Origin of the sequence: Gloeothece verrucosa PCC 7822 (assembly GCF_000147335.1) — a bacterium.
Classification (GTDB): domain Bacteria; phylum Cyanobacteriota; class Cyanobacteriia; order Cyanobacteriales; family Microcystaceae; genus Gloeothece; species Gloeothece verrucosa.
Map to the genome: position 1 here is coordinate 4,479,890 of NC_014501.1, position 12,347 is coordinate 4,492,236.

A 12,347-nucleotide genomic window follows, 5' to 3' on the forward strand; every position below is an offset into this window, starting at 1 on the left:
TATGGTCAACAAATCAATAAACATAAATACTAATTGGTGGAATAAACCGCTATGGGGTGACGATAACCTTTTTCAATCGCTAAAAAAACCTAAAATCGAAAAACTTGCTATTCCTTTTGAAGTGGTCAGCCATTATCAAGAAATTTATCAAATTTTAATCTTTATTGCCTCTGTTACCCAATCAATAGATAGTTGTAAATTTCTTGACCCTGAGTTTCAGTTGTTTTGTCAAATCAAATGGCAATTTATCTCTGAATGCGGAAATTATAAAGGGTTAAATCACAGTCTGATTTTATTAAGAGCCGCGCTGGAAGCTAAAGATAAATTTTTAACGCTTGAAGAAACAGAATTACGTTATCGTAGTAAAGCTCAACAAGAGTTTTATCAAGAAGTTTATTCTCTGCTGTCAAAACAAACTGAACCTCATGATTTTCTGGTAATTGTCCAAGATAAATTAAACCAAATTCGTTTTGATCTCAAAACCGAAGAAGGCAAAACGGCGTTAGAATCTTATGTAAAAATACTGGAAATTTTAGCTGAGCAAAATGCTATCGGGTTAAAACTATTTTATTTGTTCAAAAAATACTTTTTTGCTGAGTTTTCTAGTGTTAAATTGCTCTCAGAGCTTCTTAGTTATCTTGTCCCTCAAAATGTTCAAGATATTAACGCTATAACTTTAATAGTACAAAAGCATTATGACTCGATTGCTCCTTTAGGAAAAATTTTAGAACTTCCCCCTGAAAAAAATCAAATTGAAAGTTATGTCATTATGCTACAGTATCTAGTCTTGAGGGACAAACATCAAGAAACTTATCTTTTGTTTACAAAATTAATAGAATTGTTAATTGAATGGAATAATACTCATCAAGAACTCAAGCGAATTCATCAAGAGTATTCTCCCAATGAATATGACATTCCTGCTACATTTAATAAAAATTACCCTGGCGAATCACTTTACCAAAAATATCAACAATTTATTGTTTATTTTGCTAATCAAAAACTGGCTAGAGAAACTATTTAACTCATGAAAATAGCCCTAGTTATGAGTTATTCAAGAAAAAAATAAAGAATTGTTGCTGTCTGTGCTTGAAGATTAGACGAGGTAAGCCAGAAAAATTATCATTCTATTTTTTTGTAAATTTAAAGCATAAATTAGTTAAAAATAGGGGGATTTGAATTAAAATGGATATGATATAATTAAATTGGTTTGATAGAATTTTGTTTGACCTGTCCCGTTTTAAACGTGGCAGGTTTATCTATTATTAATATTTTTAAAAAGAGTGTTTTTGTCAAAAAGAAGGTTTTTTAAGAAATATAAAAAAGCTCAAAGTTTTTCTATTCCCTATTCGTTTTTTCTAATTTAAGTAGGAAAAAAACGAGCATTTTGGGTTGAAAAAGCTGAAACATTCTAGGAAAATGCCCTAATGGTGCTTTGGTAGAAAAAGTTAAGGCTTCATAAGGCAGCCATTGAGAACCATCTAACCATCCTACCTTACGAGCAAAAATGAGCCATCGTTTTTCATCATACATTTCTTCCTTATTATCCTCGAAATTTTTATAAATCGCTTTTTGGACAGTTAAACCAAAATGTTGTCCGCTATAAATTTGCCAGAGTTTATCTAAAGTATAGAGATCCGTTATAGGAAATTGCTCTATATCTTTAAAATTTAATTTAACAATAATTTTTTTACCTTGTTGAGCTATTTGTAATATAAGTTTTGAAGTTTCTATATCGGCTTGTTTCCACTGTTGTTTGGCTAGTAAATCTCGCAAATTGGTATAGTCAATATTACAATCCGATTTTAATTTCATTAATTCTAAACTTTTAAGGATTTTTTGACGTTCATGAAAAGCGGTTTTTGATTGAGGATTGATAAATAACGCTCGATTATAAGAATAAATGGATTCAGCAAAACGCTCTAAAAAGTATAAAGCTTTCCCTCGATAAATCCAAAGGCGATAATTAGTTGCTTTAATCTTTAAAGCTTGATCAAAACAATTGAAGGCATTTAAGCATCTTCTTAAATTAAATAAACATAAACCTTTCCCTTTTAAAGCCTGATAGTCATGAGGATTTAGTTTAAGAGCTTCATCAAAGCAATGAAGGGCTTCTTCCCATTTTTCTTGCTTGACTTTTGCTTGAGCTAAATCCAGCCAATTTCGAGGAGAATCACTGGCTAGGTTGCCACTCTTGTTGTCTTTATGCCGAGAAACTTGTGAAGATTCTCGAATAGGGGTAAAAGTTTTGTCTTCTCTTCCTAAATTATGAAGGGCACTAGAGCGATATTTTATGGCTTCTAAATAGTTAGGATTAATAGAAAGGGCTTTTTCATAAGATTCTAATGCTTGATCCACACGATCAAGATTATAGAGAGTATGGCCTCTATAAGTCCAAATTTCATAATCATCTGTTTTCAGTTGTAACGCTTGATCAAAATAGGTTAATGCTTCTTCTGAAAAGAGTAAATGAAATAACGCGATACCCTGTCCTTTTAAAGCCTTGAAATTTTTAAAATTTAAACTTAAAGATTTCTTAAAAACATCAATAGCTTCTGGCCAATTCTTAAGGTTTAAAAGAGTTTCTCCTTTTTCTGTCCAGATTTCTGCTCTTGTGGAGGATAAGTCTAATGCTTTATTCAAATAATCTAAGGCATCTGTGTGTTTTTTCAATTGAGATAAAATTCTGCCTTGTTGATAATATATTTCACTTTGATTTCGTTGATAAATATTCTCTAAAAATTTTTGCGGAAAATGGAGCCATGATGGCGGAAAAATTGAAAAAAACTTGGAAAAATTAGATTGATAATATAAATTAAAATTTAAATAATAAAAATCCGCCAAAAAAACGGCTATAAATTGATAAGCTTTGACGATGATTTTCCGTATATTACGTAGAGCTTCTTCTTCCGGCTGCCCTTTCTGTTTTAATTTTTTAAAAGTCGTTTCCCAATTCCAAGTCGGAAGAGAAATTTGAATTAGGCTTTTTTCTTGCATTGTCCAAAAAGCTAGATGAAAATTGACTTGATAGTCAGTAATTTGACTATAAATAATCACAGTGGCAATTGAAGAAAAAATTTCGTTCAAACCTTTGATATCTAGTTCAGAAATAGGATTTTGAAAATAATCTCCATAATATTCTACAGGACATACAGAATTACTAATTGGATAATACTTCTCTAAAATAAGTTTAAGATGATTTCTAATTTCTATTGGCAAATTATTTTGAATTGACAAAGGACAATCAACCGTGATTTGCGGACTAGCTGATAAAATTAATAATCGATTTTGTTTTTCTTGTAAAATTTGCTCGGTTTGGTGTCGATTTAATTTGAGAAAACCTTGATCTTGATTCCCCTGACCTTCAAATAAATTTAATTCATTTTGCTTATGATTTTTTTTAAAATCATCTAAATAATTTATTAAAAATAAGCTAAATTGTTTTTGTATATTTCGCGGATTTTCACAATCTATAAAGTTATTTTCAAAAAAAATAGTTAAAGCTTTTTGATAATGGGAGTCTTTTTTGATCTCTTTTGGAAGAACAGAAAGAGTTTCTCTTTTAAATTTTAAAATTAAAGATTTAAAAGCCTGATTGGTAAATAATTGACTCCAACTCGAATTACTCCGGTTGTTCATTTTTTCTAGAGCCTGTATCTCAAAGTGATGAGTTAACCTTTTAAACAATCAATAGTTAAAAAAAATAATTTATTTAAAAAATACCATTAGAACCTGTTAGATAATCTATTTCTTAAATTTTAAAAATAATTTTAATCAAAAAAAGAGTTTTAAAATTTACAAAATTTAACCTAATCAAGACCTTGAAGCATTTTTTGATAAGTTATCGTAGATGGGATAGAAGAGCAAATTGTATATTTAATCTATCTTATTTATGATTTTTTTTCAATAATTAAGATCACCTTTAAGCAGTGATTAAGATCAATGCCATCTCTACCTTGAAAAAATGCCAGTTCAGAATTTCAGAATCAAGAAACAACCCTAAAATAATAATAATAAATCGATGAATAGCTTCTATTCCATAAGCTTCCAGAACTGAAGCCGGAAAATCTTTGAGATTAAACGTGACGATCATCTGGGCACTACATTGAATGGCTGCCGCTAAAACATGGCGATCGGCTGAATCGGGCAGTTCCAAGGTGGGAATGAGATACTCATAACCAGTAACCAAACAATCCCGAACGTTAGCATTCATCAAATTAAGGCGTGCGATCAAGTTGAGTTAATGTGACGATAGAATTTCTTGCCGCTTTGTGCAGTGATCTTAATGTTCGCTGAGGAGAAAACGACGCTATTATCTGCACTGAAGGCATCCAAGGCTACCACTTTAGGAGTTACGCATTGACAGAAAGCCGCACGACAAAAGCTTATAAATTCGACTAAAGATTTCTCTACTGTTTTTTTTTGTTTTTTTGTTGCATGATCGCCTGAGCAATTACTTCAAGTTGATCTAGGCTTAAATTGTCTATATTCTCCAGAAAGGCTGCACATATTTCTTCTGATTGTCCCGTTAAAGGAGCGGCTATGGAGGGTAATTGAGCTTGTTTCTGGATCGGTTGAGGCGACTGAGGTAATTTTTGGGCATTTATAGCGAGTTTTACTTTCCCTAATTCTTGCTCAACCCAACTCAGATTAAAAACTTCTGCATAGATGAGATTATTAACTCGAAGTTTTCCCTGTTGTTTAACCACTAATCCTGATAGTAATAAATACATTTTTTCAGGACTATTATCGGCTAAAATCGAGCCTTTATCTAAAATTTTCTGATCTATTTCTAATAGAATAATAGCTCTTTCTGGATTAATCAATAGGTAATTTCTGATCGTTTTTAAATGCTCTGGTTCATCTTGGCTGTCCCAATTTTCGATAATCTGAGATTTGACTAAAGATGAAATTTGCAGGTTTAAATCGCTATGGTGAGCGAGAACTTGACGGATTAGCTGATCAAGAAACAGAGAGTCAGATTTATTAGTGTTTTTCTGCCTTGATAAGTCAGTCTTGGGAGTTATAAATTGATCACCGCATCAAAAAAGAATATCAGAAGGCAATCTAAATAAGTTAGGGGATGCTACCGATGGGAACATTTAACGCCGAGTATCATGAGTCAATTCAATACCTGAATCTAGGATTCAATCACGATCGCACAAGTAACTTTCACTATTTGCTCTTAACTCATAGCCCTATCGGTATATGGTATGCAGACGAACAAGGGCACTGTATTTATTTTAATCAGAAAATGCTAACCATCACCGGAATTTCCCCAGAGGAAATGGAGAAAGAAGGTTGGACAAAAAGCTTACATCCTGCGGATACTAAACAAATATATTTAACATGGATAACTTTTATCGAACAGTGCCGCCAAGGAGGAAACCCAGAGTATAAAAGGGAATGCCGCACCCTACAAGCAGACGGTTCTATAACTTGGTATCTAGTACAGGCCATCGCCAATTATAACCAAGCAGGAGAGATTATCGGCTTTATTGGCACTCTTACTGATATTACCGAACAGAAAAATCGAGAAGCATTTTTACTAGAACAACAAACCCATTATCATGCAATTCTCAATGCTATTCCGGATTTAGAGATTATTGACATCAATTTAGATTATAAGCGCGGAAAGGCGACGGATGAGACGCAATCAGAAGAATAATGGCGCAAAAAGCTAATAAGGTGAGATAATGAGAAAAATGGTTTTAGCTTTAAGATGACACAATGGAAGATCAAATTCAATTAACACCGCAACAAATTGCCAAATATCGTGCTGAATTAGCTGATAATACTGACGCTTTAGCCGCGCTTGATGTCATTGAAGAATGGGAGGGAGATTTAGCGGATGCGGCTGAATCTATTGCTACTCGTAACGGTATTGAAGGAGTAGAAGATAATGCTGATTTCCGTTGGTTTGTTATTGTTCTTAATAAATGTCGTGATTCTATTTGTCAACCGAAGTATGAAACTTTGCGAGAAAAATATTTACCTGCACTTATTCCCCCTTTAACAGATATTATCGCAGGATGTTTTATGTGTCCGCCGGGAGTAGCAGGACTTTTATCGACTCCAGTTGCTATTTATATTCAAGAGGAAGGAATGGATAAGTTTTGTCAAAATTCTTCCCACTGTTAAATCCCTGTTGCTATAAATGCTGTCCAATAATAGGGATTTTCAAAGGGATAGGGTTGACGTTTAACCGCCGCTTCTAATAAGTCTTGAAATTTTTTGTGATCGCGTTTACTCAGAAATACTTGATCAAGTAATTGCTTAAATTTTGCGCTGTTTTTAATTCTCACTAATCTTCTGCTGCTGAGGTTCAAAGTTTGCCCTCTGTGATGATTTTACAAGTTTTAAAAGTTGGCAACTGGGAACGTATCCTACACCGTTGGAAAAGCGTTGATAGAGGAATATTCCATTTTGTAGGGGTAAACAATGAAGGGGAATAATATGTAAAAACCAATGGGGAATTAAGATTAGGCGATTACAAGAGGGAGAAATAAGTTCTAAAAGTTCATCGATGTGGAGAATTTCTGATAGTTCATTTAAACGAGAATTAAGATTTTTAATCCACTCGGTTTTATGGTTTTCGTATTCCTGGCGATAACTATTAATCCAATTAATTAAACTCTCTTTATCTTCTGCTGAAGATTGCCAAACTTTAATCCCTTTTACCTCACTCTCATTCAAATCCCCTCCGGGAGCAGGGTTAGGGGGAATCGAAACTTCAGCAGTAACAATAAACGCCATAATTCTATCCCCTGCAATATACCATTCTAAAATGGCAGTCTGTTGATTAATTAAGGCTTGAATCTCACTTAAGGGAATATTTTGAACCTTTTGAGTCAAGCTAAAATTCGGATCTATGGGGGTTATTTTACGGTCAATGAGTTGATTTAATTCTTGTTTTAAATGATTGAGGTGAGTATAGTCATTTAAGATGGGTTGTTTTTGTTGATCTGTGGTTAAAGTGCGGGTTTGTTCTTGGATGGCTAAGTGTTGTTCTTCCCCAATAATGGCACGACGGAGGCGATCTAATTCGGTAATAATCGTTTGGGGGATATTACCTTTAGGATAGATATCTCGTTCGGTAAGTAATTGGACTAGATAGCGGGTTTTGCTGCGTTCAACGTATTCTAAAGCGCGATCTTTTTGATTGAGGTTGAGATAGGATTGAACTATGCCATGATAAACATCCATTGCATTTGAGAGGATTTCTTGTTGTCGTTGGGGGTTTAAGGCTTCGAGTCGGGTATTTTCTACCGCTTCGATCGCTAAATTATAGCCTTTAATGGCGGTTTCCCAGTCTTCAATCAGGTTAGCAGGAACTCCTAAGTTTCGTCCTGCTATTAAACAGCCTATGGGAAAAGCAGTCGGGGTAAATACTTCTAAAGACTGGTTAAAAGCTGCGATCGCTAACTCTAGATTTTCTGCCCTTTCCCCAAGAATGCGATCACTATAAGTATTCCCCAGGCCAATTTGTGTTGCTGCCCAAGCTTCAGGAAAGCTATCACGGGTATAGACTTCTAAAGACAGGTTAAAAGCCGCAATAGCTAACTCTAGATTTTCTGCCCTTTCCCCAAGAATGCGTTGACAATAAGCTATCCCCAGATTATTTTGTGTATTTGCCCAATCTTCAGGAAAGCTATCACGAGTTCTTACTTCTAAAGACAGGTTAAAAACCGCAATAGCTAACTCTAGATTTTCTGCCCTTTCCCCAAGAATGCGATTTCTATAAGCATCCCCCAGAGTATTTTGTGTTCTTGCCCATTCTTCTGGAAAGCTATCACGGGTACATACTTCTAAAGACAGGTTATATGCCACAATAATAGGGCCTAACAATCTTCTGAGACTTTCTGGACTATCCAATGCTTCACCTTGAGCAATTAAGGCTAAGATAAGCTTTTGAGCGGCAATGTATTGAGAAACTCCTATCTTATATCCCGCTTCTCTCAACTCATCAATAAAATCTGTCAAAGCATCAGACTTTATCCAATAGGGGGTTTTATAGACTATTCTTTTTTCCATTGCTCTACAATTTTTTGGGCTATTTCTTGATCCTCAGTAGTTTTAATTAAACTACTAAGAATAGAAACGGCAGAAAAGGACTAATAAATGCCGTCAAAGTTGCAATTTCCACGCCCTGATCCTCATATTGCTATCGCTAAAATCTAAGCAATTGTCTAATATTATAACCGTAAAATTTTCATATCTTTACAAATCTTCGACAACGGAAACAGTCCCTTTAGTAGCTCTTGTAGTATCCATAATTAACTTGAGGAGAGTCAGTAACTATCGAGGCTAAACCGTCTACCCACTTTCTACCCGTTTTCTACCCAAACAGTATAAAAATGACCCAACCGAGAGAGGATAATCTGCTTAAAATGCTCATGGGTAGGAGTTGTTAAATTCCTCAAACCCTATTGTATAAAAGGTTTTGGGGTGATGGAGAATAGGAGACTCGAACCCCTGACCTCTGCGGTGCGATCGCAGCACTCTACCAACTGAGCTAATTCCCCTAGCTTGAATAGTCAACCTTTCAATTTTAACACATCCACTCAACTATTTAGATAAGGCAGTGGGAAAAGATGATAAAACCATTAAACTATTGAATATATGGCTCCCAACTCACAAGCCGGGAAAATGTTAATTGTTGTTATTTCCTGTAATCTTGCTCTAACTGTCCTAAACATTTATATCGCCGTGCGGCTCTGGCGGCTGCGGCGGACTTTAATTAGAGTAACTCGAACTTTAACTTATGTAGAACGTCGTATTAATCGAATTTTTTATAGTGCCCCTGAATTTGTCCTCAAGGGACAACAAGGGACTTATGTCCTGAGACTATACTACCAACAGTTAGGGTTTCAATTAGAACAGTTGCAAAAACTGGTAAGCTTGATTAATTTAGGGTTCACTATTTGGCGACGACAAACTCGCGGTAAACTTATTAAAAATTAAACGATTTTTATATGACAGACCTCAAACAACAAAAATGCGTTCCCTGCGAGGGAAATGTCCCTGCGGCTACTGACTCAGAAATTCAAGAATATAAAAGCCAACTCAGTGATTGGAATTTGATCGACATAGAAGGGGAAAAACGCTTAGAGAAAGTCTATAAGTTTCCCGATTTTAAAAGTGCCGTCACTTTTACCAATGCAGTAGGAGACGAAGCCGAAAAACAAGGACATCACCCGGCTTTATTGACAGAATGGGGTAAAGTAACCGTCACTTGGTGGACTCATGCTATCAGAGGGCTACATAAAAATGATTTCATTATGGCGGCTAAAACTGACGAGATCAAACAATCTCTTTAAATAAACATCCCCTCTAGATGTACTCATCTGACTTGCTGTCGGGATCAAGCTACCTCATTGGGCGGCAAACATGGGAATATATAATATATATTCTGGGAAATTTTAGTTATGATGCAGATTCCAACTTGTCGTAACAGCAATTATTTTGGGCTAAAACGTTTCATTATCCCTCTGTTATCTCTTTTATTAGCTTTTGGCTTATTTATAGCACCGGCATGCGCCACAGGCGTTTATGATTTACCCGTTTTAAATAGTGGTTCGTCTACTTGGATAGTGGATCAAGCCGATGTGATTAGCCTTGCTAATGAAGGCAAAATTAACGGCCAGTTGAAAAAATTGGCCAAAGAAAGCGCTAATGAGGTGCGAATGGTGATTATTCGTCGTCTTAACTTTGATGAGACTATTGATTCTTTTGCGGATCAGCTATTTGATCGCTGGTATCCCACCCCAGAAGAAAAAGCTCACCAAACAGTTCTGGTTATCGATACCCTTTCTAACAATGTGGCTATCCGTAGAGGGGAAGCGGTGAAATCTCTTCTCGGGGATGATATTGTTCAAAGCGTAGTATCTGAAACTGTAGCCATTCCTTTGCGCGATGGAGCCAAATATAATCAGGCCATACTTGATGCTGGTAATCGTCTAGTTGCCGTCTTATCCGGTCAACCCGATCCAGGACCGCCTCAAGTGGAAGAAGCTAGTATTGAAAGCACTTTTACCAGTGCCGAAGAGACAGATGATTTTAATTCCACAATTTGGGTGATTATTATACTCGCTTTAGCGACGATTATCCCAATGGTTACTTATTTTTGGTATGTGGGTTTCCCGGGTAAGTAATCCCCATTAAAGTAGAGACGTTACCGATCACGTCTTGACTCAATTTCAATAATGTCGCCAAAATCTAGCAAGAATCTCCAAAATTAAGCCAAAAATTCTAGCCGTATCCTCAAAGCTTAACAAAAAGTTAAAAAGAGAAAGTATTAACTCACAGGAGTTTTAAGCTTAATTTCTTTTTTCGCATTTTTGTTAAGCTTTGGCTACTATTGAAATCAATATATGAAAGAATTTAAAAAGAAATAAAAAACTTTTATTGTGCAAACGACTTTTAAAAAGTAATACACAAAATTTTCTTAGGGGTTCTAATGGTTTATCCAGAGAAATTTCAAAAGTTAAAAAAACGCTCAAAGAGCCAATCGCCTTCTATTAATCCAGTTGATGAAAACTTTGATTTTGCTATCTGGGCAGAAGCCGTAAGACAGCAAATGGAAACAGTTCTTCAAAGGCGATATCAAGAATAAAATTGTTCTTAAAAGCGGCTGCGTTTTTTATAAGGCAGCACAGGTTTAATTTAAACCCCACTCTCTTTAACTCACATCTTGCAGCAGTTCGGTATCTACGCTTTTTTGGGGAATGGGGAATGAGTAAAGGATAAAATCGCCTTTAACCCTTCCCCTTTAACCTTTCCCCGATTTGAGAAGGTTTTAAATAAATTGGTGCAAGATCTGAGTTTAAGGGCGGGGTCTTATTAAAAAATCTTTATGCCTGCTCCCCTTAAACTAAACGTCAAGACAGAGGGACTCTTTATATTGTTGATTAGTAACCCAACCTGTGCCTTGACATAAATGACACTTGATCAACTCTTCTTCGCTATCAAAGGAAAGTTTTCCTCTGCCTTGACAGTAAGGGCACATAATTTTTTCTTTTCTCCAATAATTGGTTAAGAAGTTTTCATCAGTGATATAGTTAAAATCTTCGTACATTTGAAATTTCTCCTACATTAAAACATTTTGAAAAAAAAAAATTATGGGATAATTAAAAATCTATTAGCCGGGAAAAGGAAACTCAAAAACTCACTCCGAGCTACGATATTTAATTAAGAAAAAAAATAGTTAAATAAAATTTAAACCTTTTTTAGTTGATCCCCACCCTTAACTATAGCTTAATATAACCCTTTCGTAGAGTCCATCATCCGTTCGGGCTATTTTTAACTTTTTTTTAATTTATAATTAAACAGTAAAAAAGCCTAGCTCATTGGCCAGGCTTTTGAGATAAAACTCAGCTAGTTAGAAAGGGAATGAAACTTTGTCAGATAAAATGAATACCTAATTTAGACAAGACCTTGGCCTCTATGTTTGCCACCTTCTTGATTAACTTCTTGTAGTTCTTGAGCGCGTTGAACTTTGTCAGCTTCTTCTTCTTGTCTCAAGTCCCCGGGTTCATTAACATACATTTCGGGTTCGATGGCAAAGTTATTGAGTAACCCTTCTCGGTCAACTGTCATCCCCCCGGTGGTATCAATATCTTCGTTTTTCTTGGGGATTTGTTTAAAGGCTTCCCCTTCTCTTTCCATACGAGCGGCTGATTCAGCATCAATTAAATGTCTATCATAATTCGGGCCTGGTTTAGCTTCTGTACTCATGAAAAAATCCTCCTACTAATAATATTTTTAGTCTTAAACAATTAAATTTTTACTTATCAGTTTCGGCAATAAAGTCGGACTTATCAACATCAGGAACAAAATCCGGACGTTCCTTGTCTTCCCATCCAGTGGGCCGCTTAGAGTTATACCAAGCAATAGAACCAATAGTTGCAGCCGCAATAAAACCAACAATTAAAGATAGGGTTGCTGAATAAGGAAAATGAGGTGCGTTAGCCGCATTAGTGGTAATATCGGAAACGGCAAATAAAAAACTTATCATCTAGTTGACCTCTGTCAATTAACTAATTTTTTATCTTTCCCAATCATAAAAATAAACCAGTAACAAATACATCTATCTTTAGTTATCAACAATTCTCTACTTTTAGAATGAGTTGACAGCACGGGTTTCTCTATCTAAAGACTTAGGTGTTTTTTATTGATCAAATAAATAGCTAGTCATGATTAAAAAACCCAAAGACAGTACCTAAGACTACTCAGTTAAAATCTAAAACTAGACCGAGTTGAGAATCAAAATATAACAGCTAACTCCTATTTTTCTGTCTTGGCCGCCACAGGTAGCCCACCTATAGATAAAAATTTTCAGAGCCTTCATG

General features: G+C 35.3%; 15 protein-coding genes and 1 tRNA gene. 7 read left to right on the top strand and 9 right to left on the bottom strand.

Annotated elements, in window-relative coordinates:
* Position 1: 1 nt before the first annotated feature.
* Entirely contained in the window at positions 2-1,021 is a 1,020-nt protein-coding gene (locus CYAN7822_RS19895) for a hypothetical protein (protein WP_013324050.1), read from the top strand.
* Between the two features lie 314 nt (positions 1,022-1,335).
* Here the strand turns inward: CYAN7822_RS19895 and CYAN7822_RS34705 are convergent, their stop codons facing one another.
* From CYAN7822_RS34705 to CYAN7822_RS19910, 3 genes are all read right to left on the bottom strand, one after another.
* On the bottom strand, positions 1,336-3,636 hold the full coding sequence (locus CYAN7822_RS34705; RefSeq protein ID WP_013324051.1) for a tetratricopeptide repeat protein: 2,301 nt from the start codon (positions 3,634-3,636) through the stop codon (positions 1,336-1,338).
* 283 nt (positions 3,637-3,919) lie between these two features.
* A complete protein-coding gene (locus tag CYAN7822_RS39105; protein ID WP_049802596.1) occupies positions 3,920-4,210 on the bottom strand; it encodes a PIN domain-containing protein in 291 nt (96 codons plus the stop codon).
* Between the two features lie 196 nt (positions 4,211-4,406).
* Positions 4,407-4,823 carry a hypothetical protein gene (locus tag CYAN7822_RS19910; protein ID WP_041933322.1) on the bottom strand — a complete coding sequence of 139 codons (417 nt, stop codon included), beginning with the start codon at positions 4,821-4,823 and terminating at the stop codon, positions 4,407-4,409.
* Between the two features lie 266 nt (positions 4,824-5,089).
* Between CYAN7822_RS19910 and CYAN7822_RS19915 the strand changes: the two genes are divergently transcribed.
* On the top strand, positions 5,090-5,665 hold the full coding sequence (locus CYAN7822_RS19915) for a PAS domain-containing protein (protein ID WP_013324052.1): 576 nt from the start codon (positions 5,090-5,092) through the stop codon (positions 5,663-5,665).
* Between the two features lie 62 nt (positions 5,666-5,727).
* Positions 5,728-6,138 (top strand): hypothetical protein, encoded by a 411-nt coding sequence (locus tag CYAN7822_RS19920; protein WP_013324053.1) that lies wholly within the window; start codon positions 5,728-5,730, stop codon positions 6,136-6,138.
* Here the strand turns inward: CYAN7822_RS19920 and CYAN7822_RS40520 are convergent.
* From CYAN7822_RS40520 to CYAN7822_RS19930, 3 genes are all read right to left on the bottom strand, one after another.
* Positions 6,135-6,302, bottom strand: coding sequence for a hypothetical protein (locus tag CYAN7822_RS40520; protein ID WP_425365325.1), 168 nt, complete (start codon positions 6,300-6,302; stop codon positions 6,135-6,137). The two genes, CYAN7822_RS19920 and CYAN7822_RS40520, sit on opposite strands and share 4 nt — an antisense overlap.
* A complete protein-coding gene (locus tag CYAN7822_RS19925; RefSeq protein WP_049802597.1) occupies positions 6,292-8,031 on the bottom strand; it encodes a tetratricopeptide repeat protein in 1,740 nt (579 codons plus the stop codon). The genes CYAN7822_RS40520 and CYAN7822_RS19925 overlap by 11 nt, the downstream gene beginning before the upstream one ends.
* 418 nt (positions 8,032-8,449) lie before the next feature.
* Positions 8,450-8,522 (bottom strand) — tRNA-Ala (locus CYAN7822_RS19930).
* Between the two features lie 97 nt (positions 8,523-8,619).
* Between CYAN7822_RS19930 and CYAN7822_RS19935 the strand changes: the two genes are divergently transcribed.
* The 4 genes from CYAN7822_RS19935 to CYAN7822_RS37795 all read left to right on the top strand — a co-directional run bounded on the left by CYAN7822_RS19935 (position 8,620) and on the right by CYAN7822_RS37795 (position 10,612).
* Positions 8,620-8,961: a hypothetical protein gene (locus CYAN7822_RS19935; protein WP_245602608.1), complete on the top strand. Its 342-nt coding sequence runs from the start codon at positions 8,620-8,622 to the stop codon at positions 8,959-8,961.
* Between the two features lie 11 nt (positions 8,962-8,972).
* Complete coding sequence (locus tag CYAN7822_RS19940; RefSeq protein WP_013324055.1) at positions 8,973-9,317, top strand: 4a-hydroxytetrahydrobiopterin dehydratase; 345 nt, start codon at positions 8,973-8,975, stop codon at positions 9,315-9,317.
* A gap of 108 nt (positions 9,318-9,425) precedes the next feature.
* A complete protein-coding gene (gene psb32, locus CYAN7822_RS19945; RefSeq protein WP_013324056.1) occupies positions 9,426-10,151 on the top strand; it encodes a photosystem II repair protein Psb32 in 726 nt (241 codons plus the stop codon).
* Positions 10,152-10,456: 305 nt separating this feature from the next.
* Positions 10,457-10,612: a hypothetical protein gene (locus CYAN7822_RS37795; RefSeq protein WP_013324057.1), complete on the top strand. Its 156-nt coding sequence runs from the start codon at positions 10,457-10,459 to the stop codon at positions 10,610-10,612.
* A gap of 258 nt (positions 10,613-10,870) precedes the next feature.
* Here the strand turns inward: CYAN7822_RS37795 and CYAN7822_RS19950 are convergent, their stop codons facing one another.
* The 3 genes from CYAN7822_RS19950 to psb35 form a co-directional block, all read right to left on the bottom strand.
* Positions 10,871-11,074: a hypothetical protein gene (locus tag CYAN7822_RS19950; RefSeq protein ID WP_013324058.1), complete on the bottom strand. Its 204-nt coding sequence runs from the start codon at positions 11,072-11,074 to the stop codon at positions 10,871-10,873.
* 347 nt (positions 11,075-11,421) lie between these two features.
* Complete coding sequence (locus tag CYAN7822_RS19955) at positions 11,422-11,733, bottom strand: hypothetical protein (RefSeq protein ID WP_013324059.1); 312 nt, start codon at positions 11,731-11,733, stop codon at positions 11,422-11,424.
* Between the two features lie 49 nt (positions 11,734-11,782).
* On the bottom strand, positions 11,783-12,013 hold the full coding sequence (gene psb35, locus CYAN7822_RS19960) for a photosystem II assembly protein Psb35 (RefSeq protein ID WP_013324060.1): 231 nt from the start codon (positions 12,011-12,013) through the stop codon (positions 11,783-11,785).
* Between the last annotated feature and the right edge of the window lie 334 nt (positions 12,014-12,347).